Raw genomic sequence first — 25964 nt, 5'->3', positions numbered from 1 at the left:
GACAGCACTCTAACCAATGCCACTTCACTATAACGCCCGCCGCCCTTTTCGGCAACGCCGCCCCGCACCTCTATCCCCCAAAGCAAAAAAAGCCTTCCGCCAGATCGTCTCTGCGGAAGGCTTGCGTTACGGTTGCCGGTACGAGCTGTAGCTGATTCTCCTGCCGTCTCTTCCGAACCCGAGCAGCACCGCGATGCGGTACGCCAGCCAGGTCACGGAAGCCAGCAGCATGATGTCGTAGGCGGCATTGAACAGGAACAGATGCTTCTCGATGTCGGCCAGGCCGTCGCCCATGATCGGAATCAGGAAAGCGAAGAAGCCGACGAAGCCGACGAGCATGAGCAGCTCGGAGGTCATTTTGGCCGATCCCTCTCTCGCGCGCAGCCATTCGATCACGCATACGCCGTAATACACGATGTAGAACAGGACGATGAACAGCAGCGAATTCGGCATATGCGCGGCCTTGAACCGGCTCCAGCCGCTGTACGTATCGTTGAACGCGCCCGGCGGCTTGCCTTCGGCCTTCTCGTAGTTGCCGAGGTAGCCCGGCTTCAAGTAGACGCTCTGGCGGGCGGCGCGCTCCATGAGGCCGATCAGCCGCTGCGGATGGGCCGCGTAATAGAGCATGACCTTGCCGTGGGACATCCGGTCGTAGAAGTCGGCCTTCATTTCCGGCGCGTCCTGCTTGATCGGAACATCGCTCTGGAAATAGTTCGAGCCGGCGTTGCCCGCCAGCTTCTGCGGCAAGCCGAGAGCGTCGAGATCTCCTTTCACATCGGGAGAGCCGTTCAGAATGCCGTAGAAGACGGTCTGGTACAGGTTGATATGCTTCAGCCCGTCCGGGGCGAACGCGTACAGCAGCGCCGACAGCAGGAACAGCGCGGAGCAGCAGATCAGCACGAGCTTGCGCCAGGCCCGGTCCCAGCGGAGCGGCAGGAAGCGGAGCCCGTAGAGGGCGAATACGACGCCCAGCGGGGTATTCTGCAGCTTGCCGCAGACGAGCATGAACACGCAGAAGAAAAAGAAGATCAGCGTCCAGCGGCCCGGCTGCTCCTGATGGGCGAGCCGGAGGCCCGTTCCGAGCGTGAGCAGAAGGAAGATCAGCGACACCGGCTCGGCGAAGAAGGAATTGAAGTAGGCCAAGTAGCGGACATCCAGGAAGATGAACAGCAGCCCGGCCGTCAGAACGACGCCTGCCGCCATGGAATATTTCCTGCCCGTGCGGACCAGCAGGTAGACCGCTGCGATCAGCAGCGCTCCGTACACCGCCGCCAGAATGCGGACGTTGAACAGGGACGAATCATAGATCCATCCCAGCCCCCGCGCGATGAAGACCGGAATCAGCTGCGAGGTGATGTACGCCCCTCTCAGGCTCCCATAAGCGAAATGCTGGTTGGCGTAGCTGAAGAAACGGTCCTCGTATGTAGTGGCGGCAGGATTGTAGTCCAGTCCCGCCGTCATAAGCACGCGCAAAAAGTCCCCCGAATCGGCCATGCCGATGAAGGGACGGGTGAACAGCAGCCAGATGATGATCCCGGCCGCGCCGGCGGCGGCCAAATATTCGATTCGGAAGCGTGCTCTCACGGCTGCACCCCCAGATAGCTCAGCGCGTCGGGACCGCTCGGAGACTTTGCCGCTGGGATCCCAGCGGACGCGGGACGGACCGCAGGCTCCACTTCGCGCTCCACGATATAGAGCGGACGCCTTTTGACTTCGCGATAGATTTTGCCGATGTACTCGCCGATCAAGCCGACCGACAGCAGCTGCACGCCGCCGATGAACCAGAGCGAGACGATCAGCGACGCCCAGCCGGAGACGGTGTTGCCGAACATCTTGGAGATCAGCGCGTACAGACCCATCACGATGCTGACGCCGAACACGATGAAGCCGGCGGCCGTCACCATGCGGATCGGCTTGACGGACAAGGAGGTGATCCCCTCCAGAGCGAAGCTGATCATTTTCTTGAGCGGGTACTTGGACTCGCCGGCTGCGCGCTCCAGCCGCTCGTAATACACGACGCCGGTCTGGAAGCCGAGCATCGGCACGATGCCGCGCAGGAACAGGTTCACCTCCGTGAACTTCTCCAGCTCGTCCAGCGCCCGGCGGCTCATCAACCGGTAATCGGCGTGGTTGTTCACGATGCGCAGGCCCAGCCCTTCCATGACCTTGTAGAAGCCCTCGGCTGTCGTGCGCTTGAACCAGGTGTCGCGCTGCCGGCTGCTGCGCACGCCGTAGACGATCTCGCAGCCTTCCAGATAGCGGAGCACCATGTCGCGGATCGCCCGGACGTCATCCTGCAGGTCGGCGTCGATCGAGACGAGGCAGTCCGCATGGCGCTTCGCTGTCATCAGCCCCCCGAGCAGGGCGTTCTGATGGCCGACGTTGGCCGCCAGATTGAGCCCCGATACTCTCCGATAGCGCGAAGCCAGATCCGCGATCAGCGGCCACGTGCCGTCCTTGCTGCCGTCGTTGACGAACATGATGAAGCTCCCCGGCGCGATGATGCCTTCCTTCTCCATGCTCTCCAGCATGCCGTCCAGCTCGGGCGCGGTCAGCTCCAGCACTTCCTCTTCGTTATAACAGGGCACGACGACGCCCAGTACAGGCTTATGTTCTCTCATGGCAAAACTCACTCCTAAGCTTCCGGCTGCCGCCCGGGCTGCCGCGAAAATTAGCCCTATTATACCGCATGTCCGGGGAAAAGTCCCTGCCGGAGGGAATAACAGGCAAACAGGAGGCTGCGCCAGCCGCCTTGGAAGATGGCGGAGTGCAGCCTCCTTTCTTTCCATTTAAACCCATCCTGCAGAAATCTAAACGATAGGCGGAACGCATGGCGCCGGCTCAAAGCTTCATGGCGCGCAGCCGCTCAGACGCCGCATCCACCCACAGACCGTCATCGTCCGCAAGCAGCGCATGCCAGCCGAACGCCTCGGCGGCCGCGACATTGCGGGGCGAGTCATCCACGAACAGGACCGGAGCGCCCGGCTCCAGCTTGCCCGCGCACCGCTCCAGCAGCGCCGGATCCGGCTTGCTCAGACCTTCCTCGCTGGAGATCGTCAAGCTCGCAAGCCATTCCGCTGCCGGCTCCAGCACCGGCCGAAGCCATTCCGAGACATGGTTGCTGAGCAGATGCACGTCGGCCGACCGTGCCAGCTCCGGCAGCCTGTCCATGGCGGGCAGCGGCAGAAGATGGGATCTCAGCAGCTTCTCTGCGTCCCCTTCCGTCCAATCGGGATGGAAGCCGGCGATCCAGCGGTAAAATTCCGGCGCAGCCTGCTCTCCCGTCCACAGCCTTCCCGCTATATCGCGCTTGTAACTGTCCCTCAGCTCGCCGTAGCCATGGCCGCTTATATCCGCCAGCTCCCGCCACATGGAAGGCGTCAGATTGGTGACGAGCACGCCTCCCGCATCAAGCACGAGCTGCGGCCGCGGAGAGGACTGGGGCTCGCGGTCAGGGATGGAATCCATCTTCATGCTTTACCTTTCCTTTCGCTGTCGTTGCTGTCGTTCCTTCGTGGAACCGGGAGTCCACCCGGCAGCGTCCCCCGATCATGCCGAAAGCCTGCCCTATGCAGGGCAGGCTTTCATCGGCTGTCTTAAAAGGCCGCCTTGCGCTTGGATCTCCTTGCCGCCTCCCGCTTGGTTCTCCTTGCAGCCTTGCGGCTTGGTTCTCCTTGCAGCCGTGCGCTTGGATCTCCGCGCAGCTTGCGCGGACTCTCTCGCTGCGGCCGATCGGCCCCTGGAGGAAGGCCTGTCTAGCCCAGGATGAGCCGGTCGTCCGACAGCTTCTGGCCGCTGATGCCCTCGAACTCCCTCAGCAGCTCCTGGACCGTGAGTCCCTGCTTGCGGCTCTCGGGAATATCGAGGATGATGCGGCCTTTGTCCATCATGATCAGCCGGTTGCCGAGCCGGATGGCCTGCTCCATGTTGTGGGTGACCATCAGCGTCGTAAGGCCCATGTCGCGCACGATGCTTTCCGTCAGCCGGGTGATCAGCTCCGCCCTCGCCGGATCGAGCGCGGCCGTATGCTCGTCGAGCAGCAGGATGTCCGGCTTGGTGAAGGTGGCCATCAGCAGGCTGAGCGCCTGGCGCTCGCCGCCGGACAGCAGGCCGACCTTGGCGCGCAGCCGGTTCTCCAGCCCGATGCCGAGGCGGCTGAGCTCCTGTCGGAACAGTCCGCGCTTCGCTCCCGACACCGCCCAGCCCAGTCCGCGCGGCTTGCCGCGCTTGTAGGCCATCGCCAGATTCTCTTCGATCGTCATGTTCGGCGCGGTGCCGGCCATGGGATCCTGGAAGACGCGTCCGATCCAGCGGCTCCGGCTCGATTCGGAAACTCCCGTCACGTCCTCATCGGCGATGGAGATGCGTCCGATGTCGGGCTTCATGACGCCGGAGATCATATTCATGAGCGTCGACTTCCCCGCTCCGTTGCTGCCGATGACCGTGACGAAATCTCCCGCCTTCAGCCGCAGGCCGATGTTCATGAGCGCGACCTTCTCGTCGGGCGTGCCGGGGTTGAACAGCTTGGATACCGATTGCACATGCAGCATCAGGCTTCCCTCCTTCCGGCAGTCCCGGCCGCAAGCTCGGCGGTGCGCCTGCGCGCCTGCCGCTTCTGCTTCATCGACCGGTTGACCGTAGGAATGACGAGCGCGATGATGACGATCGCCGCCGTGATCAGCTTGAGATCCGACGCCTCCAGGTGAAGGAAGTCGGAACGCAGCGCCAGCGCGATGACGATCCGGTAGACGACGGCGCCGACCACCACGGCGAGCGTCGTCATGAAGACGCCGCGAGCGCCGAGCAGAGCCTCGCCGATGATGACGGAAGCGAGGCCGATGACGATCATGCCGATGCCCATGTTGATGTCCGCGAAGCTGGCATCCTGCGCGATGAGCGCGCCGGACAGCGCCACGAGACCGTTGGAAAGGCTGACGCCGAGCACGGTGGAGCGGTCCGTGTTGCCGCCGAAGCTGCGGATCATCCGCTTGTTGTCGCCTGTCGCCCGCAGCGCCAGGCCGAGATCGGTGTGCAGGAACCCGTCCAGAAGGAGCTTGGCGGCAACCGCCACGGCGAGCAGCACGACGGGATAGAACCAGGAGACGCCGCCGAAGGTCAGCCATTCGGAGCCCGCGATGCTGCCGAGCAGCGTGTGCTCGCCCGAGATGGACACGTTCGGCTTGCCCATGATTCTCATATTGATGGAATACAAGGCGATCATCATGAGGATGCCGGCCAGCAGGCCGTTGACCTTGCCCTTCGTATGCAGCAGCCCTGTGCAGGCGCCGGCTGCCATTCCGCCCCCGAAGGCGGCAAGCGTGGCAATCCACGGCGACCAGCCATGCGTCAGGAGCACGGCTGCGATGCCGGCTCCCGTCGTGAAGCTGCCGTCTACCGTCAAATCGGGAAAATCAAGGATGCGATACGTGATGTAGACCCCGAGCGCCATCAGGGCGTACATGAGCCCAAGCGCAACCGCTCCGTTCAGGGATAGGATCAAGGAAGCCACCTCTTAGCTATTGGATGATGTTGGATGCCTGGTCTTTCACTTTGGCCTTCATATCGTCGGTAACGGCAATGCCCTGGGCCTCTGCGGCTTTGAGATTGAGGATGAGGTCGAGCTTCTCCTGCATGCTTACCTTCATGTCCCCTACCTTCTTGCCGTCCTTCAGCACCTCGGCCGCCATTTGTCCGACCTGATAACCGTGGTCGTAGTATTTGAAGCCGACTGTGGCGAAGGCGCCCTTCTCGACCGTATCGCGGTCGCTGGAGAAGAAAGGAAGCTTCTTGGCATTCGCCACCTGGATGATCGTGTCGACGCCGCTGATGACCGTGTTGTCGAGCGTTGTGAAGAGCGCGTCCGCGCGTCCTACAAGCGACTCGGCCGCCTGCTTCACCTCGGAAGTGTTGGATACCGGCGCCTTCACCAGCTTGATGTCATGCTTGGCGAGCGCCTGCTCGGCGTTTTTGGCCATGATGACGGCGTTGGACTCGCCTTCGTTGATGACGAGGCCGACGGATTTCACATTCGGAAAGTCGGAGGCGATGAAGTCCATCAGCTGCACGATGGCGTCCGGGTTCGTGTCGGAAGCTCCGGAGATGTTGCCGCCGGGCTTGTCCAGGCTCGTGACGAGCTTGGCGTCGAGCGGATCTGTGACGGCCGCGAACAGGATCGGCGCGTTTTTGACCTTCTCCGCTACAGCCTGCGCGGATGGAGTCGCGATGGCGAGCACGAGATCGTTCTTGCCGGAGGCGATCTTCTGAGCGATCGACAGGTTGTTGCTTTGGTCGCCCTGAGCGTTGTTGAAGTCGACCTTGAGGTTGTCGCCCTCCACGATGCCGGCATCCTTCAAGGCGGCGAGGAAGCCTTCGCGCGTCGCATCCAGAGACGGATGCTCCACGATTTGCGAGATGGCGATGGAATACGTTTTGCCTTCCGCTGCGCCTCCAGCGGACGGAGCCGGGCTTGCCGAGCCGCCCTCATTCGTGTTTTTTGCCCCGCAGCCTGCCGCCGTCATCAAGGCGACCGCGAGGAGCGCGGATGCCCACATTCTTTTTCTTCCCATGAATAGACCCCTTTTCCCATTTCATGAATTTGTCCAGACCGATTTGCATCCACTCTTTTGAGCATTTTGTAAAGCTTTCTGTACCCAGTTTAAGGGGGAACTGAAATTTCGTCAATTAAAGCGCGACCGCATAAAGGCAGGAAACAGACAGTGCTTGAAAGCGGCTTTCCTTTAAATGAGCCCCTGCCCTGCTCTGCCTTTTCGTTTCCAATCGGTTGAAAGCCTGCGGCAGCTGAAATATCCTCCCGGAACGGGCAGACAATGCTGGAAAGGGCGCATCTTTTTCTGTGCATGCGTGTCTATATCGAGAATGGAAAACGTGAAGGAGGGGTTCGTTTGCCGAAGTCGACCGGAGCGGCTGACCCAGAGGAGACGGTTGCCGGAGAAGTGTTTGAAGAAGTCGGGCTGAAGGCAGGAATCCGGCAGCTGACGGGCGTATATTACAACCGGACCCTGACATGCATCATTTTGTGTGCAAGGCGGAGGCCGCTCCTTCCCGGCAGCCTCCTCGGCCAAGCTCGCCGGAAATTCTGGAATGCCGCTTCTGCGCGAGAGACGGGCTTCCGAGACCGATCAGCGATCTCACCTGCAGGCCGATTGACGATGCATTGCCGTAGAACGCGGCTTTCCCTTCCTGCGGGACCGAGGCAGTGTCTGGAAGGATAAAAGGAAGGAGCCGTCCGATGGACATCACATGGAGGCTTCATCGAATCGGAGACACGGATCATCGGATGAGCTGCGGCCATCCCTTGTTCGGAGCGCTCCTCAAGCAAAGGAGCCTGTCATGGAAACAAGCTGGATCAGGGAAGCCAGGGTCGAAGACTATCGCGACATCTACCTGTTAAATCTGGATTTCAACCCGAATCTGCATGCGTTCTCCGAGGAGAGCGTGAAGAAAAAGATCGAACTCCTGGCGGCCAGAACGAACGATGTCGTTTTTGTCTGCGAACAGGGCGGCCAGGTGATCGGGTATATCCACGGCAGTCCGTATGAGCTGCTTTTTTCCGTCTCTCTGGTCAACATCCTGGGATTCGTCGTCAAAGAAAGCCGACGAAACCAAGGAATAGGCGGCAAGCTGATGAGGCATCTGGAGCAATGGGGACAGGTGCATGGATTTTCGGGCATCAAGCTGCTGTCCCATCCAAGCCGGACAACGGCTCATCGATTCTATGAGAAACGCGGCTTTAGGTTCACGAAGGACCAAAAGAACTTCATCAAAATTTGGCAGGAATGATCGAGGCCAATAAAACCGGCAGCCGCTCATGGAGAACCGGCGATAAGCAATCATTCCGACGGTTTGATCCGGATGACCACCTTTCCCTTGGCGCTTCCGCCTTCCAAATACTGAAGAGCTTGCCCGGCATCCTCTAATCGGAAGACTTTGTCTATCACCGGCTTGATGCGGCCGCTCTCGAGCATTTCTTTTAAAAGGTTCAATTGCGCTCCGCTCGGCTTCATGAACAGGTAGCGGTAGCTCGTCCGGCTTTTTTTTGCCAGCGCAGTGATCCTGCGGCTGACGAAGGCCAACAAGGCCGTTTTTATCCAGCCGAGCTGTTGTTCTTTACCGAAGGCGGCGTTCGGCACTCCCGATATGGAGACGACCTGCCCGCCTTCCTTCAAGATCCGGAACGACTTTTCCAGGGCGGCTCCTCCTAAAGTGTCGAACACCGCGTCATACCCGGCAAGCAGCTCTTCAGCCTTTTCTTTCCTGTAATTGATGATCCGATCGGCGCCAAGCGATTTGACCAGCTCATAGCCTTTATCGCTGGCCGTCGTGGCGACATAGGCGCCCATTGCTTTGGCCAGCTGAATCGCGAACGTTCCGACGCCTCCGGCCCCTGCGTGAATCAAGATTTTTTGGCCTTTCTGAAGCTTGAGAATATCGGTGAACGCTTGATAAGCGGTAAGTCCGACGAGCGGAATGGAGGCCGCCTCTTCAAAGCTTAGATTCCGCGGTTTCAGGGAAAGGTCATCCTCATGAACGGCGATATATTCGGCCAGTGTTCCGATCCTGTTTTTGCGGGGCCTCCCGTAGACCTGGTCTCCGACCTTGAATGTCCTCACCGCCTCGCCTGTCTCGACGACGGTTCCGGAGAAATCATTTCCCAAAACAAGAGGAAATGTGTACTTCAGCAGGAGCTTCACTTTCCCTTCCTTGATCTTGAAGTCGATCGGATTCAAGCTGGCCGCATGAATTTCCACCAGCACGTCATGCCCGCCTATAGAAGGCACAGGCCGTTCCGCCATCACCAAGGGACTGTTCTTTCCATACTTTTCAATGACCATAGCCTTCATGTCCATCCTCCTTAAAAGTTTATACGTTTAAACAAATCAACCTATCAGGCGGAGCGGCAGCAGGAGCATCCCTCCATGCAGCCGCAATTTCTTGCGCCGGCGCCTGTCACCGAGATCCGCTGCACTCGGCTTCAATGGCCGCAATCAACGACTTGAGCCGTTCAAGCGGCTTGCGCACAGTAAGCACATAAACATTTTCGACGCCCTTCTTCTCGGCCTCGATATAGCCGGCCTGCTTCAGCACCTTCAGATGATGGGAAACGGCCGGTCTGGACAGCTTCATATGGCTGGATATCGTATTCACGTTGAGTCCCGATTTGTGCTGCGCCAGCAGCAAGATGATGGCTTGGCGGCCGGCATCGGTCAACACCTCCAGCAAAGGAATGCATGCTTCGAATTGCTGCAGGACATGCCCGGTTTGCTCGCTCATCGTTCTCCCCCGATCCGTTCATTGGTTTAATCTTTTAAACTGAATTATACCCGTCCGGCCATTAAAATCAAGACCGGGCCCGAAGCTCCGCTTTATGCTTGCGGGTTCCATTGACGACACATTCGTCGGCTTCTTCGGATTGTTTGCCTATACCTATCCTCTCCCTCGAACGCGAAGGCGGATCCGTCTATAGTAGGGATGAAACGAAATGCGGGCTCTCTCCTTGCGCCGCAACGAAGGGAAGCGGGACCATGACGGCCTATATCAAGCCAAGCGTGGCTGAAAGCGAAGTCGAGGACGTGGTGAAGGCTCATCTGGGATCCATCGCGACGGAGATCATGTCCATGGACGGCGGCAACTTGAGCAGCGTCTTCTCCTTCAACCACGAAGGAAAAGGGCATGTCATCAAATTCAGCGACCTGGATGGAGCCTACGCGACCGAACGGTTCCTATCGGAGCTGCTGTCCGGCCAGGGAATCCCGTATCCCCGCTGTTTGGGACAAGGGAAGCATGGAAACCTGGCCTACGTCATCATGGAGCGGATCGATGGCGGCAGCCTCGCGGCTTGCACCCCCGAGCAGCAAGCCGGGCAGCTGCCGGAGCTTATCGGAATTTTGACGCGGCTCAATCAGGTGGACATAGGGGTTACGAGCGGCTACGGGTGGATCGGGCCGGACGGCAACGGGATGCATCCGACCTGGAAAGACTACTTGGCGGCCTCGTTCGCGGAGGATCAGACAGGCACCTTCTGGGACAACTGGCATGGCCTGTTCCGCAGCACTTGCCTGGAAAAGGATGTGTTCGACGAGTGCTACAGCCGGCTGATCGCATACGCGCCTTACAATGAACCGCACCGCAGCTTCATCCATGGAGATTTTCACCAATGGAACATTCTGTCCAGCGGCGACCGCATTACCGGCATCATTGACGGCAACTGCGCCTATGGCGATTGTCTTGTCGATCTCGCGATTCTGGACCGGCATATGGAGACGCTCGGAGTCGTCCGCGCCTACCGGGAGTTCCAGGAGAAAGCAGGAATCGCGATTCCCGATTTCAACGAGAGGCTGCTGGGAGCCTACTATATGAAAGGTCTGGACGGCCTGCGCTTTTATGCGAAAATGGGCTGGACCGATGCCTACAACGGCACCCGCGACTTCCTTCTGCGCTTGGACTGTTAAGCGCCGGCCGGCTTCTCCCGGGCCTGGCGCCTCCGCTTGAGAGCAGCCGGAAAGAAGAAAAAGCAGCCGTCCGGCTTCGATGACGAAGCCGGACGGCTGTGCCCCATGCGGCGATCGCGGCGGAAGCCGGCGGCCGCTATTCCGACCGGACGTCGGGAGCGCCTTGAGCCGCTTCCTTGACGTCGGTCTTTTCCTTGTTTTCCTCCAGATAGTAATGACGGACCGGCTTCAGATCGTCCCCGAGCTCGTACACGAGCGGCGTTCCCGTCGGAATGTTCAGCGTCGCGATGCCGTCGCCCGGAATGTCGTCCAGATAGCGGACCAGCGCCCGGATCGTGTTGCCATGAGCGACGATCAGCACCCGCCGGTTCTCATGGAGCGAGGGCTCGACCTTCTCTCTCCAATAATCCAGCACCCTCTGCTCCGTATCGTCCAGATTCTCCGTCACCGGCACCCGGTCCTTGATATCCTTGTAGCGGGGATCCCTTCCCTCATAGCGCTCATCGTCCTTATCCAGCGCAGGCGGCCTGACGGTCACGGATCTGCGCCACAGATGGACCTGCTCTTCCCCGTACTTCTGCGCGGTCTCCTCCTTGTTGAGCCCCTGCAGGGCGCCGTAATGCCGTTCGTTGAGCATCCAAGTCTTGTCCGTCGGAATCCAGAGCAGGCTCATTTCATCCTGGATGATCCAGAGCGTCCGGATGGCGCGCTTCAGCACCGACGTATAAGCGACGTCGAACACATAGTCGTTCTGACGGAGAATCTCCCCGGCCCGGCGGGCCTCCTCCTTGCCGCTGTCGGTCAGATCGACGTCGGTCCACCCCGTAAAGCGGTTTTGCGCGTTGTATTCGCTCTGTCCATGGCGGACAAGCACAATTTTGATCATGGCTGGGTCAACTCCTCGTTTCGGTTGTGGAACTTCTGCGTTCTTCTCCGTCTATTTTTACCCACCTGCCCGGCATGCAAGCCCCTCCCGGCATTTATCCCGATCCGGCCACAACTTTGCGCCCGCCTATTCGTCTTCTATAGAGATACCACTACTCCCTGCTGCAGAGAGGAGCCGACTCGGCGTGACGGATCGAATTCTTATCGTGGACGACGATGCTTCCATCGTCCGCATTACAGCTCTCTACATGAGGAAAAGCGGGTATGAACCGGAGGCGGCGGCAGACGGAAGGGCCGCTCTGGACATGCTGGAGAACGGAGAATATGCCCTGATCCTGCTCGATCTCATGCTTCCGAAGCTGAACGGCTGGGAGGTATGCCGGAAGCTTCGGGCGGAAGGCAGCCGGATTCCGGTCATCATGATGACCGCCCGCGGCCAGCTGGAGGAGAGGATCGAGGGCCTGCAGCTCGGAGCGGACGATTACATCGTCAAGCCGTTCGACCCCCGCGAGCTGATGGCCCGGGTGGACGCCGTGCTCAGGCGCTCCCGCGGCGGACAGCCGCCGGCATCCGGAGCCGCATGCCGCGCCGGCAATCTGCGCCTGGATGCGGAACGCCGGTCGGTGACGCTCGGGGGCCGCATGATCGACCTTCCCCGGCGTGAATTCGACCTGCTGCAGGAGCTGATCCGCCATCCCGGGCTCGTGTGCAGCCGCAGCGAGCTGATCGAGCGGATATGGGGCTTGGATTTCGAAGGCGACGACCGGGTCGTGGACTTGTATGTGCAGAGGCTGAGGCGGAGGCTGCAGCCGGCGCAAGGCTGGTCGATCTCGACCGTCTGGGGCGTCGGCTACAAGCTCGACCGGACGGACGAAGCATGAGATCGCTCGTATGGAAATGGATGCTGTCCTATCTGCTCATCGGAATTCTCATCATCGCGAGCCTGACGGCGGCGACCAGCTGGCTCATCCAGCAGAAAGCCTATGAGCGGAGCTGGAAGCAGCTCGCCGACGCCGGCCAGGACATTCAGCTTCTGTTCGACCAGGTGCAGGAAGGCCGCCTGAAGCCTGCCGCCTTCCGCGAGCGGCTGCAGCAGCTCGAGAAGCATGGCTCGCTTCAGATCAGCATCCAAGGCAAGCGGTACAATTTCTCGAAGGCAGGCATCCAAGAGGTCGGAGCCCGGCCCGATGTCCGCGAATGGGTGCGGACGGTCATGGAGGGCGGCACGATCCAGGAGAAGAAGGTTTACGCCCGCCAGCAAGGAACGACGATGCTGATCCGCGGCTTTCCGCTGCAGAGCGGAGGAGAAACCGCCGCTTCCTGCTTCGTCTACCGCCCGGTCAAGGAAGCCGTCCGTTATGTCGGTCCGCTGCAGAGGGCTCTCTGGCTCGTATCCCTCGTATTTGCGATTCCCGTCTCCCTCGTGCTGTGGCTCGTCTCCCGCGCCTTCACCCGTCCGGTGCTGGAGCTGAGCCGGGTCGCCCGGAGCTATTCGGAAGGCCGGTTCGAGGCAAGAGCGCGCTACCGCGGCCGCGACGAGCTCGCCGATCTGGCCGGCACGATCCATGGCATGGCGGACAAGCTCGGGCGGGTAGAGGCCGGCAGGCGGCGCTTCATCGGGGATCTCACCCACGAGCTGCGGACGCCGCTGACGACCGTACGGGCCGCCCTGCAAGGCATGGACGACGGCATCATGAGCGAGGCGGAGAAGTCGGAATTCACGCGGCTTGCCCTCTCGGAAACCCGGCGGCTGCAGCGGCTGATCGACGACCTGACCGAGCTGACGGAGTTTGAGGAGCATGTCGTCCGCTACCGGATGACCGCCTTCAATCTCGGGGAGCTGCTTCAGCAATGCGTGCTCCAGCTGACCCCGGCCGCTGAGGAAGCGGGAATGTCGCTATCCTGGCAAGGCTGGACGGTCCGAGAGAACTCGCTGCCGGTTCGATTTCGAGGGGATCAGCAGCGGATCCGCCAGGTCGTCCTGAACCTGATCGGCAACGCGATCCGCCATAACGATGCGGGAACCGCCATCGCCGTGTCGGGCTTCCAGGACGGCAGCCAGGTCGGATTCGCCGTCCGGGATGACGGTCGAGGGATTCCGGAGGAGATGCTTCCCCGCATCTGGGACCGGTTCATGAAAGCCGACGGCAGCAGGAGCGGCAGCTCCGGCTCGGGGCTCGGGCTTACGATCAGCCGCCATATCACGGAAGCGCATGGAGGAAGGATCGAAGTGACATCCACGGCCGGCGAGGGCACTTCTTTCCACGTTGTCTTTCCTTCGGCGGGCGATGACACATCCATGACATAACTGGCCGTTATTCTGGATTCAAGGCGGATCGGGCATTCATCCCGAGCCCCGTACTCAGCAGCAGAGGAGATGGATGGAATGAACAAGAAATGGTCGGGCGCCATGGCCGCCCTCGTCATCGGATCGGTGCTGGCCAGCGGCGGAGCGGTTCACGCGGCTGCGGCAACGACAACGGTGAAATCAACGGCTGCGGCGAATTCAACGGCAACGGTAAAGTCGACGGCAACGGCGATCACCGCCAAGACGACGGCAGCGGCGACCGTGGAGGCGAGCAAGGTTTCCTCGGCAGCGGCGGAATGGAAGGCGGAGATCAAGCCTCTCAAAGCGGAGTTGAGTTCTCTCGGCAAGCAGAACGCCGCCTTGAGCAAGCAGCTCAAGGAAATCCGCGCGCAGATTCATGCCGGTCTCAAGCAGCTGTCTGCCGCCGACAAAAAGACGTTGAAGGAAAAGCTCGCCGCCACCCGCTCCGGTATCCGCTCCGAGCGCGCTTCCCTCGCCGCCGCCCGCGAGCTGATCAAGGCTGAGCATGCCAAGCTGAAGATCGCCAAGGCCGGCAAGGACCATGCTGCGGTCGCGCAAGCGATCCAGTCCATCGTTTCGCTGCGGCAGCAGATCGTCGCCGAAAAGACGAAGCTGCTCGACCTGCATCGGCAGATCGAGTCGGCGCTTGTGCCGGCAGCTTGATCGGTTCCCCTTGATCGCGATCCCGTCCGGGCGCCTGCCTGTTGACGGGATTTTTTTATATGCAAGCGGCTTCCGTCAGGGTCAAGATGAACCGGCTGCGTTTGGATAGATCCGATTTCCCCCTGGCTATCCCCCTTTCCTTTGGCCTATGCTGTAGGTATAGACCTGATCAGGGAGGCGTTGTCCGCATGAAGCAAAACAAATACGACGACAAGGATTTTTTCTCCAGCTACAGCCAAATGCCCCGCTCCTTGGGCGGCCTGGATGCCGCCGGAGAATGGAGCACGCTGCGCGGCATGCTGCCCGGCCTCAAAGGCAAGCGGGTGCTCGATCTCGGCTGCGGCTTCGGCTGGCATTGCCGCTATGCGAGGCAGCATGGAGCCCGGTCGGTGCTGGGCTTGGATCTGTCGGAGAATATGCTGCAGCGGGCCCGGGAGATGACCGACGACCCCGCCATCGAATACCGCCGGTCGGCGATTGAGGACATTGATTTTTCCGAAGGGGAATTCGATGTCGCCATCAGCTCGCTCGCTCTTCATTACGTGGAGGACTTTGCCGGCGCCGTGCGCAAAATCAGCTCTGCACTCGCGCCGGGAGGGGACTTCATCCTATCGGTGGAGCATCCCGTCTATACGGCCCTCGCGGCGCAGGACTGGCATTACGGCCCGGACGGCGAAAAGCTGCACTGGCCTCTGGACCGCTATCATGATCAGGGCCTGCGGAATTCCCGCTTTCTCGGCAGCGACGTCATCAAGTACCATCGTACCGTCTCCTCTTACCTGAACGCCCTCATTGAAGGGGGCTTTGACATCAGGATGCTGTCGGAGCTTGCGCCGACCGGGGAGATGCTGGAGGCGAATCCGGCTTGGGCGGAGGAAGTCCGGCGGCCGATGTTCTTCCTGATCGCGGCGAAGAAGCGGTGAACGGATGTATCGTCAAGCAGCGGGCCGCTGCTCCCATGGCGGTGTTTGCTTGCGGAAGGCAACGGCTGAAAAGCGGTTCCGCTTCTGAAATCCCGTTCGGAAACATAAGCTTCCCATAGTGCTTGTCATCGCTCTTGAAGGAGGCCGTCTCTTGAACCTCGATTGGATCTGCTACGACCCGGTCTTTGAAACCGACGCGCTGTCTCCCCTGTTCCGCTCCGAATCCGCATGGAGAGGCCATCTCCGCTTCGGCTACGATTTCATCCGCAACGCCCGGCCCGCCGCCGTCGTGGAGCTCGGAACCCATTACGGAGCTTCCTTTTTCAGCTTCTGCCAAGGCGCCAAGGACGGATCTCCCGATACAAGGCTTCATGCGGTCGATACCTGGGAGGGGGATATCCACTCCGGCGCTTACGGCGGCGAGGTGTTCAGCCTCGTCTCGAGGGCTGCGGCGCTGTACCCGCAAGCAGCGCTGCGCCGGGCGGCGTTCGACGAGGCTCTCAATGCCTTTGCGGACGGCTCCATCGATCTGCTCCACATCGACGGCCTCCATACGTACGAAGCGGTTCGCCGCGATTACGAGAGCTGGCTGCCGAAGCTGGCCGAGGATGGCATCGTGCTGCTGCATGACACGGAGGTCAGGCTCGCGGACTTCGGCGTCTGGAAGCTGTGGGAAGAGCTGGCGGCGCTCCATCCCTCCAGGCGCTTCCAGCATTCCGCCGGTCTCGGCATTCTGGCTCCCAAAGGTCTCTCCGATGCGGCCAAGTCCCTGTTCGCCGAATGGCAGTCGTTGAACCGCTACTATATGGACACGGAATAGGCCCTGCTCCGCAACGCAAAAAGGCTGCCTCGCGGCAGCCTTTCTACGTGGCGCAAATCCAGCTCGCATCGCCGGGCTTGAACGGCCCTGCATCCGTCCCCGCAGCCTCGCATCCGCCCTCGCAGCTCTGCATCCGTCCTCGCTGTCTCGCACCCGCCCTCGCAGCCTCGCATCGACCCTCGCAGCTCTACCTTCGGTCGTACCAGCTCAGAGGCTTCACGACCCAGTCGTAATGATACAGCACCTCGTCGATTCTGGCCTGATCGACGATGTCCCGCGAAGCGCGTGCCGCCCATTCGTCATCCTCGCCGTAGCCGATGTCGCGGAACGGATGCCGCAAGGCAAGCTCGCGCCTATAGACCATCAGATGGTTGGGCTTGCGGTAGTAGCGGCTCTCGTCCATCCCATGCTCGTATTCCACGCCGTAGAGGCAGGTGCGCGGCGGCTTGCCGCCCTCATGCACCATCACCTCGAAAACGATGCAGTCCGCTTCGGGCCGGCCGGCCATGGCGTCCAGCAGCGCGTCCACATAACGCTCCGATACCCGGTCGTCGTCGTCGATGAAAGCGACATAGCGCCCCTGCGCCTGCTGCAGCAGGCTGTTGCGCTTGGCTCCCGTGCTGCGCCGCCGGTTGTCCGTCATGACGATCAGCTCGACCGGCTTGCCTGCGGTCTGGAGAGCCAGCGTCTCCAGCAGCGGATCCAGCCGCTCCTTCCGCTCCGGCAACGAAGGAATCAACAGGGAGAGCAGCGTCCCGCCGGCCGCCTCCCCCTCTTCTGCCGGCGGATGCTCCGCCTGGGCGGAATCCAGCATCAGGGAGCGGAAATAAGCCCGGTTATATTCGATGCTGAAATGCCCGGAAGGAGCGTATGCCGCAGCGGCTTCGTTGCTGGCATGCGCCTCCTCTGTCCTGCCGAGCCGATCGTAGCAGACCGACAGCTGCAGATGCGGAAGCCATCTCAGCTCACGCTCCGTCTCCCTTCCTTGCTGCCAGAGGCGCGAAGCCGCCGTCAGGGAGAGGCGGAACCAGACGATGGCCGACTCGTAATCCAGCCCTTCCATCGCCGCCATGCCCGACCGGTAGCAGGCCAGCACAGGCTCCGCCGCCCCTTCCGCCTCTGCCGTCACATCCCGCCTGATATTTTGGTGGATATAGCTGCCATGGCGGTACACGAGGCGCATATATCCGTTGTTCCGCATCCACGAATCCACACGCTTCTCGAACAGCTCCCCCCCGTATGAGGGATAACGGGCCGATGCGGGATGGCTTTCCCCGTAGATCCTCGCCCGGAAATCCTCTGTCCGGACCAGATAGCACTGGTCGGAGAAGCCGTAGCCGATGTAGAAATCCTTATCGGCCGTCAAAGCCTCCTGCCGCGCCCCCTCCTCGTCGCCGCTGGGAACCGGGCTCGCGCATACAAGGGCAGGCTGGGCGCGCATCCGCTCCAGAGACGGGGAGATCCAGGGCAGCGTATCGCCGAGCATCGAATCTCCCGAATAATGAAGGAGATATTCCGTCCGGCACCGGTAGATGGCGACGAGCTCCGCGATGGAATAATAATAGCCTCCCGCAAAGCTGTCCTCGCTCAGACCGAAGAAATCCAGCGCTTCCCCGCTGCATGCCTCCACGACCGCATAAGAGGTCAGGACGCCTTCATCCACCAGGCGCTGCGCATGCCGGGCGACGAGCTCCGGGCGGCTGACGTTGTTGATGTACAGAACCTTCTCGGCAAAAGGGAACGCATGGCGCTCGATCGTCCGTCTCAGCCGATCCGTCTGCAGCAGCTCCCGCCAATCCTCCTCGTAACATTTGGTCTCGAAGGTTACGCCGGGCTTGAGCAGCCGCATTCCGGCCCCGTCAAGGGGAACGTTTTGCCCGCGCTTCATCACGGATTCGCCCAGGCGCTGCCGCCTACCCGGATGTCCAGCTGATGCGGGCGTTCATCTCCGACGGGCGACGCAAGCCCAGCCGCATCGTCCCAGTGCAGGCCGCTGCGGCATAACGCCATCCGAACAGGCTGGGAAGAGCCCAGCGAGGAGAACGCAACGAGCGGAACGTCCGCGCTCAGGCTGCGCCTGAAGCTTCGGAACGGCAGCGCATCATCCCGGTGCAGCTCCTCGCCCGCCCGCAGCCACAGCATGAATTCACGGCCGGCTTCGCGCAGTCCGGCCGCCACCCCATCCGCCTCGGCTCCCTGCTCCCCTTCGGCTTCGGCATAGACCGTCTTGAGATTGCGGATCAAGCCCGTCCGGTGCACGGACTCGCGGCTTTCCCGGCCTCCATAGTGGACGAGCATGATTTCGTCGGCCAGTCCGGCCATGCTGTCCAGCGTCCGCTCCATCTGCTCCTGCCCGGCATCCGGACCGGCGCCGACGCATAAGGTCAGCGCAGGCTGGGCCTTGTAGATCAGGTCGATCAGATCCTCGCCCCATTTGCGCCGGGCGATTTCCCGATTCACGCTGAGCAATGCCGTCAGGTCGAAATCCTCCAGCGCATTGATCGTCACGTGGCCGTAATGGTGGATGAACGAATCGCAGGCGACGACCAGCCTGTAGCCGCGGCTGCGGATTCTCATGCACAGGTCGTCGTCCTCATAGTTGCCCAGACCGAAGCGCTCGTCGAAGCCGCCCATTTCCAGCGCCAGATCGCGCGGCAGCAGCAGGCAGAAGCCTACCAGCCGGGGCACCTCCATGATTTTGCCCTGCCAGGCGGCCGAGCGCGCGGCGGCGTATGCCCCGAGCCCTTCCAGGCCGGGACCGTAATCCGCTTCCACCTGCTGCTGCCCGCTCACATAGTTGGACACCGGGCCGGTCATCCCGGCCGTTCGGTCGGACTCCAGCGCATGCAGCATGGCATCCAGCCAGCCCTCCGTCACCACCGTGTCGTTGTTGAGAAACAGCACGAATTCGCCCGCGGCCAGCTCCAAGCCTTGGTTGCAGCCTTTGGCGAAGCCGGCGTTGCCGGCATTGAAGACGGCCTTGCAGCCCATTCGCCGGATCATCTCGGGCGTGCCGTCGGTGGAGCCGTTGTCGACGAGGATCAGCTCGTAATCCTTCGTGTGCGAGATGATGCTCGCCAGGCATCTAACCGTATACTCCAGCTGATTATGCGTCAGGATGACAATGCTCGTTTTCATCTTCCGCCCCCTTTTCGCGCACGTCCCGTCCGGTTCGTCCGCTTGTCCGGCCTGCTCCTTCCTCATAGGTATTCGGCTAAAGCCTTTGTTATGCCAGCCTCCCTCTCCATCCGCGATGGTGGATGAGATCTGGCTGAGGGGCATTGGGGGTATAGAGAAGGTTTACCTGGCCAACCGTCGGGGTTGGTAGATTAAAGGCATGAAGGGTTCAAGGAGGGGGGATGTAATTGTAATTTATATCCATTTTTAAAATAACTAACTTTACACACAAAGCTAAACGGCCTCAGTCCCATAGATTTCAGGACTACGTTCGCTTAATTAAGTTTTTATTTTTTGTACTGTCTCTTTGACGGGGTAGAATTCAATAATCGCATGTGGTTTCTCTGTTTTATAATTCTACAGTAAATTTGAAGCAGGGGGTCAATCGGCTGTCCATACTTTGATAACCCAATGTCTCTCCTAGCATTTAAATCAGGCTAGAGTACAATCTTATAACTTGTCTGTCAATGCTTTTTAATCGGTTCTCTTTAAAATGATGAGACCCTCCAAATAAAAAATAAAAGTGCCGGAAAGTCTGTCAGACTTTCTCGACACTCTGAGCAGCCGATTCACCCGGCTGCCGTTCTTTGATTCTTAATGGAGATTTGTCATCGGTTCCTGAAGAATAGCCTCTAAGTTGGAAATCCCGACTGAATGTAGAGCATAGTTTGCCCGTGGCAGAGCGGGTGTAGAGAACTCCATCTCCAGGTTGAACATCCCGCGGGCATTCGTATGGAGTGAAAGTTATCCGGGATGTAGTGCCTGCACAGGCGGGTATGCCACAAGTTTAAGCCACGGCTCTAATGTATAATGCCCAGCTCTCGAAGTAACATCAAGAATCCCAATCAAAGTCTTACTATGTTCAACAAACCATAGCTTTTCACTTAGTATATTACAAAAAAATCATCTGCAATAGAACCATCTTCATTGAAAAGTAATTTGTAATACCCAATTTGCTTACCATAATACTCCATGTCAATTGTTATAATGACATGGTTTTTTTTGAAATCCGGATAGTTCCCACTAAAATTTATTGCTACTGAGATAATCTTTGTTTGAAGACTACTAACATTATAGTCACTAAAGTATTTATTAAATTCCACTGGCTCTTCTAACTTATACGACTCAAAATTTGACCAAAAGTTACTATAAACGATTAGTTCTATATCATGTCCTAACATCCAATTTTTTAATGCGTTTATATCAAACAATTAGTTTCCCTCCTTAGTGTGTATCTTTTAATTTATCAAAAATAATATGTCCTGTCTTTTCATCATAATTACCCAAAACTCGCCATGTTCCATACTTTCCTTTTATCTTAATTTCATACATATATCCGTCAATACCACCTGTTGATTTTAAACTTTTGATTCCGTTAGCTCCAAATTCTCCTACAAATCCTTTTTTCATCGAATCAGCAAATTTCTTTTGAGCTTCCTTACTTAAATTTGCCCTTATTTCCTTAAAGGTTTCACGCTTTATCCAACCTTTTACTGTATTACCAACTCTTTCAGTTGCGCCCACAAGGCCTAAAACAGTATCTTCAATTCGTTCATAAGACTCAACATATTCTTTGTCATATGCATACATTAATTCACGTTTTGCCCAAGCTGCTAAATCTGCAGTGTATCCATTTTTAGCATCAGCAGCTGTAGCATTTCTGCAGCCACCATTGTCAGAACAAATTGTCATTGTTGCTAGGTTAAACAGGTACATAAATTGATTTCTACTTAGGCGAACATCCCCCCATTTTCTACTTATACCCATTTCATTTTTTATATCCCAGTAATATTGGGAACTTGCCCCTTCTTGTCTAGCGATGTCAATCAATGCTCCTGCCCACACCCCAGGTTTTGCTTCGTGTCCACTTGGATCAATGTAAAGCAAAGGATTGTTAGCTGTGTACGTATATAAATTGAAACTTAAAGGATTAGTTAACTTACCCTCATACGTATCCTCATTGATAAATCTACCCACACTAGGATCATACCATCTAGCTCTTAAGTATTGGAGATTTGTAGAAGCATCGTAGTACTCACCTGCGTAAAGGAATGGATTCGATACTTTCTCTTCTTTCTCAACTGGTTTACCCCATAGATCGTACTTATACGAATTTAAGATTTTCCCCTTCGAGTCCAGAAGGTACTCAACATCTCCATGCCCATTTGTTACGTAGTACGCCTTGCTACCATCTTGATCTACTCGATAGCTTAAGCCATTTCCTCGAACATAAGCAGCAATCTTGGATACGGTACCATCACTATTGACTTTCCCTTCAGCGATGATGTCAGTGCCGCTGTAATAATAACGTATGCTTTTTTCATCTTCCGTTCGCTCGACCATAAGCCCGTCACCATTATAGCGGTAGGTAACCGGTGATTTACCATAAATTGTTACTTTGTTCAATTGATTACGTTTATTGTATTCATAAGCTGAGTTTTCCAACCCCTGAACTTGATCACTTTGCAATATTTTTCGGTTCCCAAGAGAATCATATTCATAGGCTTCATTGTTTTGGCTGGAGGTTTGAATTCGGTTCAAATTATCGTAGCCAAAGCTATATCCATATGAATACTGATTATGATCTTCATGAGTAATGGATTCATTTTTAATCATAGAAGTCATATTTCCATTTTTATCATAATCATAGCTAAAATTAACCGCACTCAAGCTAGGATTCGAATAGGAAAGCGACTTCAACCTCAAGCCTTCGTATTGATAAACGCCAACGACACCATTCCCTTGCGTGGTTTGTTTTAATGCTCCATTGGCCAAATACTGATACTGGGCATCAACACCGTTATTAATCTTCTCCAGATGATTTTCTGGATCATATCCATAACTTGCAGAATCATTGAAGGGTCCAGTTAATGACGCTGCATTTCCTCGCTCATCGTAAGAGTAGGATAACGTCTTAAGATCAGGATAAGTTACTTTACTTAATTGTCTAGTATACAAATCATAATCATAAGTCGTTAATCCAGTCGGATCTTGCATGGTTTCTCTCAAACCATCGCGTGTGTAGGTAAATACATCCGTCGAATCTCCATCATTAAAAGTTAGAACCTGATTTCGGAAATTATAAGAATACGTAAGTTGATTTTTATTCTTGTCTTGATGTAATACGACGTTATTATTTCCATCATACTTAAACTTCTCCAGCTTCATATCAGGCCGTAACTGTACACTAAGCCTTCCTAAGTCATCATATTGCTTCGTTATTAAGGATCCATCTGGATTCTGGATGGAGGTTAAACCACCTACCCAATTATACTGGTATTTGGTTTCTTCTTTTAGCGCATTCTTAACCGAGCTGAGTCTTCCAAGATAATCATACGAATATTCAGTGATGTTACCTTTCGTATCCTTTAGAGTCAGAACATTACCCAAATAGTCAAAAGTTTGACTCCAATCCGTAGTTTTCATAACTGCCATGCTATCCGAATTCACTTCTGTTGACGTTGTAGTTACAGGGTTGCCCATAATGTCTTGGCTTGTAACCACTTTATTCCCAAGTCCATCAATCGCAATAGTTGTTAAATCAATTGGGTTGAATTCTTGAATAGATTTGTTATTGTTGGGAGAAGTTATCGTTTGCTTCACTCCGCTAGGAAGAGAAACGTACTCATAACTTGTTTTATTTCCCAATGCATCCTCGTCGGATATTACTCTTCCCCATGCATCATATGATTTCTTAACTTTTGCCTTGTACGTTGCTGTTGCTGCCTTGTCGCCTGGTTCCTTCGAAAAAACTCCTTGTTGCTCTAACCGCCCCAACTGATCATATCGGCTTTCGGTTTTTGCTCCGACTTCATTGACCTGAGTCACAATGTTATTGATATCGTCGTATTGCACTGAGCTTGAACGATTTTCAGGATTAATAACCGTTTTGACACGGCCAATCTTATCATAGGAATACGAGTAAATATTATCTTTCCCGTCTGTATATTTTGTTATTTGACCTGTCAGCGCATTATACTCTGCTGCGGATTTAACAGTGAACGGCTCGTCAAAGCTGTTGCGTCCGGAAGCTTGTTGCCCCGTAAGGAATGCACCTTTGTACACCTCACTATATGCGAACTCTTGTACAGTTTGTTTAGTGGCATCAATATTCGTTTTAATATTGGTGACATTCCCGTAGCTGTCGTAACTGTAGCTCTTTTTACTCAATAAAGCGCCGTTGCTATTATCTGCTCTAACTTCAATCGTTTCTGGATCATTGAGACCCGTTCTCGAAACCTGCGTAAAGACTTTCCGAGTCTTATCAATAGGTTGGAGAATACTTTGTACTAAATGGGTTCCTGGGAAATACGTGTATTGAATACTGATCCCGTTTTTGGCTGTCTGTGATAAGAGATTCCCAGCATCGTCAAAGGACTGACTGGTCGCTTCCGTTCTTATAGAACCTAATTGAGTGTTCTTGTACTCTGTGGTTGTTTTAATTGGTGTAGTCATTTTACGTCCTCGATCAAACTCATTAGAGTACGTCGTTTGCAGCCCATTTTGCTTTTGATTAACGCTCGTATTGTAATAGACAGTTGGATTATCTTCATCAATATAATCTTTTTCATATTGGTATACAGTTTGAACAAGCCCATCGTCCATACTAGTAGAAAAGAACGCATCTTCACCATATGAAGAAGCGATATCGCTTGGATAGGAATAATTAATGCGATTATTTGTCAAAAAAGTTGCAGCCTGCGTATCTGGATTGGTTATAACGATATGATCTTCTGTCCATTGTGCTCGATATTCCTGATTAATGGCGTTGGGCCCAATATATCTTGTAGTTGGGAGATTTTCATACTTGATTTGGGACTCGGCACCTGTAGGATGATAGATCTTTTCCAACAATGCATAACCATTATAAATACCGGAATTCACATCAGAACTGAGTAAGTTATATCTTGTGTTTGTAGCTTGCTTATACTCGTAACGGGTTATCCTATTTTCGGGGTCGGTGACTCGATCTAGCAGTTCAATTGTAGTTCCATTATTTTGTATGGAGGCCTTCTTATATGTGACAGTCCGATCACCCAATGCAAGGACAACTTCACTTGTTGTATAGCGAATCGTGATTTTGTTTCCAATCGGATCACTAATACTCGTTAATAAATTCTGCCCATATACAGGCACATTCTCGTAACCAAAATCAATAAAATTATTGTATTTATCCGTGATTTTAATTATTTGGCCAGAGTTATTGAAATATTTTTTCACTCCATCGATCGAACTTAATACATGCGTATATGATTGACTGGTCTGATTTACTGAAACCGTTCCGCTTTCAGATAGTATGGATAAGTCATTCCATGCATATCCTTTAAGCTTGGTTCCACTTATTTCATACTGTCCGCCATTACCAAGATTTATGTTCTTATTATTTATAATATAGGGAAGATCCCAGTTCCATCCTTTACCGATAGGGAAATTCATATCGCTGAATGTCTTGGATGTCGTTTGATATGGATACCAGTTTCCAATTGGTACAGTAGCTATAGTAGCTGTTGAACCTGCATCAATATAGTATCTGTAATACTTATAACCACCATTATCTTTTACAAGATCTCCTTTTAAGTATTCAGTCGTAGAACCAGCAAGACGGTCAATTTCCGCTTTTTTGTTAACAGCTTCCACATGTTGCGTAAACAGATTACTATCAAACTCACCGCGACTAAGTACGTTCTGATATTGTTCGTCTACGATTGCGTTATAAGCACTATTGATATTGTAAATAAATACGTCACGCTTTTTCTGGTTGTTGGAACATGAAGAAAAACTACCCGTATAAGTAGGCTTATCTCTTATAACTTTATCTGTCAAATTTTGTGCTTCCGATTCCGACAAACTTGTCTTCTCTAAGGTCCATTCGTCCATTCCAATAAATTCCCTGTATAGAACATTTCCATTGCAATCCGCATAATCTCGATTATGCCTCATTTGAAATACAGGGGCAAAAACAAGTACATATTGTTTAGCAGTTGCTTTAAACTTAACTGTTTCTCCATATCTATCATTATAATAGGATCGACTAACATCGTAATACTGGGCATTTGAAGAATTATAGGAACGTGTTAAAGCAAAAGACAGCCCGTTCCGTCCAGGCAAAATAAAATCAGTTGATGACGAAGAGACGCTGCCATTAATAGTTGAAACTGATGTTCCGGTGCTGGCACTTACGGAATATGGAGCTTGATCTTGTTTTATGTCCAAATTCTTTAAAGTTTCATCTTTAACTGGCGAAACTGGCTGTTCTGCTGCTGCAGAAAGGGAGTTGGTGACACCAAATTGTACGTAGGAATCCCCTTCTTTAATTATACTTGTGTCTTTGGAACGGTTAATTTTAATCTTTTTGGCTTTTCCTAAAGCCTTTGTTAGTGGAATTGCTTCTTGGTTTTGTTTAGACAGAGCTACATTCAATTCATCAGCTGTATAACCCTGATTTAAATACGCTTGCACTTCTTCTTCTTGAACACTGAATGTATCTGCAATCTCCTTACTTTTATTTTTCTTTTTCTTTTCTTTGGTATTCTGTTGCTGTTCTTTTTTATTCTGTTGCAGTTCAGGATCATTATTATTTGCTTTTATAATACTAGGTGGAATTATGCTCATCATCACTGAAATGATGAGCATAACCAAGATTGATTGGTAGGTTATCGTTCTGATTCTCATTTTATCTCTCCTGATTAATGTTATAA

General features: G+C 55.2%; 20 protein-coding genes. 7 read left to right on the top strand and 13 right to left on the bottom strand.

All coding sequences use genetic code 11. The annotated features are described in order from the left end of the window. Positions 1-126: 126 nt before the first annotated feature. From wsfD to CIC07_RS04810, 6 genes are all read right to left on the bottom strand, one after another. Positions 127-1584 (bottom strand): glycan biosynthesis hexose transferase WsfD, encoded by a 1458-nt coding sequence (gene wsfD / locus CIC07_RS04835; protein WP_076358787.1) that lies wholly within the window; start codon positions 1582-1584, stop codon positions 127-129. Continuing rightward, positions 1581-2621 (bottom strand): glycosyltransferase family 2 protein, encoded by a 1041-nt coding sequence (locus tag CIC07_RS04830; RefSeq protein ID WP_076358786.1) that lies wholly within the window; start codon positions 2619-2621, stop codon positions 1581-1583. Before CIC07_RS04830 ends, wsfD begins: the two co-directional genes overlap by 4 nt. Before the next feature lie 220 nt (positions 2622-2841). Continuing rightward, positions 2842-3474: an HAD family hydrolase gene (locus CIC07_RS04825; RefSeq protein WP_076358785.1), complete on the bottom strand. Its 633-nt coding sequence runs from the start codon at positions 3472-3474 to the stop codon at positions 2842-2844. A gap of 281 nt (positions 3475-3755) precedes the next feature. Further along, positions 3756-4550, bottom strand: a complete 795-nt coding sequence (locus tag CIC07_RS04820) for an ABC transporter ATP-binding protein (protein WP_076358784.1) — start codon at positions 4548-4550, stop codon at positions 3756-3758. Beyond that, positions 4550-5461 (bottom strand): ABC transporter permease, encoded by a 912-nt coding sequence (locus tag CIC07_RS04815; protein ID WP_076358873.1) that lies wholly within the window; start codon positions 5459-5461, stop codon positions 4550-4552. Before CIC07_RS04815 ends, CIC07_RS04820 begins: the two co-directional genes overlap by 1 nt. Before the next feature lie 55 nt (positions 5462-5516). Then, entirely contained in the window at positions 5517-6566 is a 1050-nt protein-coding gene (locus tag CIC07_RS04810; RefSeq protein ID WP_076358783.1) for an ABC transporter substrate-binding protein, read from the bottom strand. Between the two features lie 784 nt (positions 6567-7350). Here CIC07_RS04810 and CIC07_RS04805 point away from each other — a divergent pair. Further along, positions 7351-7800, top strand: a complete 450-nt coding sequence (locus CIC07_RS04805; protein ID WP_076358781.1) for a GNAT family N-acetyltransferase — start codon at positions 7351-7353, stop codon at positions 7798-7800. 50 nt (positions 7801-7850) lie between these two features. Here the strand turns inward: CIC07_RS04805 and CIC07_RS04800 are convergent, their stop codons facing one another. Both CIC07_RS04800 and CIC07_RS04795 read right to left on the bottom strand, forming a co-directional pair. After that, positions 7851-8861 carry an NADP-dependent oxidoreductase gene (locus tag CIC07_RS04800; protein WP_076358780.1) on the bottom strand — a complete coding sequence of 337 codons (1011 nt, stop codon included), beginning with the start codon at positions 8859-8861 and terminating at the stop codon, positions 7851-7853. A gap of 106 nt (positions 8862-8967) precedes the next feature. Further along, positions 8968-9291 carry an ArsR/SmtB family transcription factor gene (locus tag CIC07_RS04795; RefSeq protein ID WP_076358779.1) on the bottom strand — a complete coding sequence of 108 codons (324 nt, stop codon included), beginning with the start codon at positions 9289-9291 and terminating at the stop codon, positions 8968-8970. A gap of 251 nt (positions 9292-9542) precedes the next feature. Between CIC07_RS04795 and CIC07_RS04790 the strand changes: the two genes are divergently transcribed. Beyond that, on the top strand, positions 9543-10469 hold the full coding sequence (locus CIC07_RS04790; RefSeq protein ID WP_076358778.1) for a phosphotransferase family protein: 927 nt from the start codon (positions 9543-9545) through the stop codon (positions 10467-10469). 136 nt (positions 10470-10605) lie between these two features. Here CIC07_RS04790 and gpmA read toward each other — a convergent pair whose 3' ends face one another. Next, the gene (gene gpmA, locus CIC07_RS04785) at positions 10606-11355 is read right to left on the bottom strand and encodes a 2,3-diphosphoglycerate-dependent phosphoglycerate mutase (protein ID WP_048745032.1); all 750 of its coding nucleotides are present in this window, start codon (positions 11353-11355) and stop codon (positions 10606-10608) included. Between the two features lie 184 nt (positions 11356-11539). Here gpmA and CIC07_RS04780 point away from each other — a divergent pair, with 184 nt between their 5' ends. From CIC07_RS04780 to CIC07_RS04760, 5 genes are all read left to right on the top strand, one after another. Beyond that, entirely contained in the window at positions 11540-12235 is a 696-nt protein-coding gene (locus CIC07_RS04780) for a response regulator transcription factor (RefSeq protein WP_076358777.1), read from the top strand. Continuing rightward, a complete protein-coding gene (locus CIC07_RS04775; protein WP_076358776.1) occupies positions 12232-13662 on the top strand; it encodes a HAMP domain-containing histidine kinase in 1431 nt (476 codons plus the stop codon). Before CIC07_RS04780 ends, CIC07_RS04775 begins: the two co-directional genes overlap by 4 nt. A gap of 78 nt (positions 13663-13740) precedes the next feature. Beyond that, positions 13741-14346 carry a hypothetical protein gene (locus tag CIC07_RS04770; protein ID WP_094248339.1) on the top strand — a complete coding sequence of 202 codons (606 nt, stop codon included), beginning with the start codon at positions 13741-13743 and terminating at the stop codon, positions 14344-14346. A 188-nt stretch (positions 14347-14534) separates the two neighbouring features. After that, a complete protein-coding gene (locus tag CIC07_RS04765) occupies positions 14535-15269 on the top strand; it encodes a class I SAM-dependent methyltransferase (RefSeq protein WP_076358774.1) in 735 nt (244 codons plus the stop codon). A gap of 151 nt (positions 15270-15420) precedes the next feature. Beyond that, positions 15421-16089, top strand: coding sequence for a class I SAM-dependent methyltransferase (locus tag CIC07_RS04760; protein WP_076358773.1), 669 nt, complete (start codon positions 15421-15423; stop codon positions 16087-16089). 187 nt (positions 16090-16276) lie between these two features. Here CIC07_RS04760 and CIC07_RS25310 read toward each other — a convergent pair whose 3' ends face one another. From CIC07_RS25310 to CIC07_RS04740, 4 genes are all read right to left on the bottom strand, one after another. Beyond that, positions 16277-17977, bottom strand: coding sequence for a glycosyltransferase family 2 protein (locus CIC07_RS25310; RefSeq protein ID WP_234993039.1), 1701 nt, complete (start codon positions 17975-17977; stop codon positions 16277-16279). Then, positions 17977-19227: a glycosyltransferase family 2 protein gene (locus CIC07_RS04750; RefSeq protein WP_157742018.1), complete on the bottom strand. Its 1251-nt coding sequence runs from the start codon at positions 19225-19227 to the stop codon at positions 17977-17979. The genes CIC07_RS25310 and CIC07_RS04750 overlap by 1 nt, the downstream gene beginning before the upstream one ends. 923 nt (positions 19228-20150) lie before the next feature. Beyond that, positions 20151-20477 (bottom strand): hypothetical protein, encoded by a 327-nt coding sequence (locus CIC07_RS04745; protein ID WP_076358771.1) that lies wholly within the window; start codon positions 20475-20477, stop codon positions 20151-20153. 13 nt (positions 20478-20490) lie between these two features. Next, positions 20491-25938, bottom strand: a complete 5448-nt coding sequence (locus CIC07_RS04740) for an RHS repeat-associated core domain-containing protein (protein WP_083688546.1) — start codon at positions 25936-25938, stop codon at positions 20491-20493. Positions 25939-25964: the final 26 nt, after the last annotated feature.

It is taken from the genome of Paenibacillus sp. RUD330, assembly GCF_002243345.2.
In the GTDB taxonomy this organism is placed as follows: Bacteria; Bacillota; Bacilli; order Paenibacillales; family Paenibacillaceae; genus Paenibacillus_O.
This window is presented reverse-complemented; position numbering and strand designations above follow the sequence as displayed.

What these genes read in the sequence shown, in the direction of transcription:
- CIC07_RS04750 (WP_157742018.1), bottom strand. Translation starts at nt 19,227, where the DNA reads ATGAAAACGAGCATTGTCATCCTGACGCATAATCAGCTGGAGTATACG.
- CIC07_RS04740 (WP_083688546.1), bottom strand. Translation starts at nt 25,938, where the DNA reads ATGAGAATCAGAACGATAACCTACCAATCAATCTTGGTTATGCTCATC.
- CIC07_RS04790 (WP_076358778.1), top strand. Translation starts at nt 9,543, where the DNA reads ATGACGGCCTATATCAAGCCAAGCGTGGCTGAAAGCGAAGTCGAGGAC.
- CIC07_RS04765 (WP_076358774.1), top strand. Translation starts at nt 14,535, where the DNA reads ATGAAGCAAAACAAATACGACGACAAGGATTTTTTCTCCAGCTACAGC.
- gpmA (WP_048745032.1), bottom strand. Translation starts at nt 11,355, where the DNA reads ATGATCAAAATTGTGCTTGTCCGCCATGGACAGAGCGAATACAACGCG.
- CIC07_RS04770 (WP_094248339.1), top strand. Translation starts at nt 13,741, where the DNA reads ATGAACAAGAAATGGTCGGGCGCCATGGCCGCCCTCGTCATCGGATCG.
- CIC07_RS04775 (WP_076358776.1), top strand. Translation starts at nt 12,232, where the DNA reads ATGAGATCGCTCGTATGGAAATGGATGCTGTCCTATCTGCTCATCGGA.
- CIC07_RS04815 (WP_076358873.1), bottom strand. Translation starts at nt 5,461, where the DNA reads ATGTACGCCCTGATGGCGCTCGGGGTCTACATCACGTATCGCATCCTT.
- CIC07_RS25310 (WP_234993039.1), bottom strand. Translation starts at nt 17,977, where the DNA reads ATGAAGCGCGGGCAAAACGTTCCCCTTGACGGGGCCGGAATGCGGCTG.
- CIC07_RS04800 (WP_076358780.1), bottom strand. Translation starts at nt 8,861, where the DNA reads ATGAAGGCTATGGTCATTGAAAAGTATGGAAAGAACAGTCCCTTGGTG.
- CIC07_RS04825 (WP_076358785.1), bottom strand. Translation starts at nt 3,474, where the DNA reads ATGAAGATGGATTCCATCCCTGACCGCGAGCCCCAGTCCTCTCCGCGG.
- CIC07_RS04810 (WP_076358783.1), bottom strand. Translation starts at nt 6,566, where the DNA reads ATGGGAAGAAAAAGAATGTGGGCATCCGCGCTCCTCGCGGTCGCCTTG.
- CIC07_RS04830 (WP_076358786.1), bottom strand. Translation starts at nt 2,621, where the DNA reads ATGAGAGAACATAAGCCTGTACTGGGCGTCGTCGTGCCCTGTTATAAC.
- CIC07_RS04805 (WP_076358781.1), top strand. Translation starts at nt 7,351, where the DNA reads ATGGAAACAAGCTGGATCAGGGAAGCCAGGGTCGAAGACTATCGCGAC.
- CIC07_RS04820 (WP_076358784.1), bottom strand. Translation starts at nt 4,550, where the DNA reads ATGCTGCATGTGCAATCGGTATCCAAGCTGTTCAACCCCGGCACGCCC.
- CIC07_RS04795 (WP_076358779.1), bottom strand. Translation starts at nt 9,291, where the DNA reads ATGAGCGAGCAAACCGGGCATGTCCTGCAGCAATTCGAAGCATGCATT.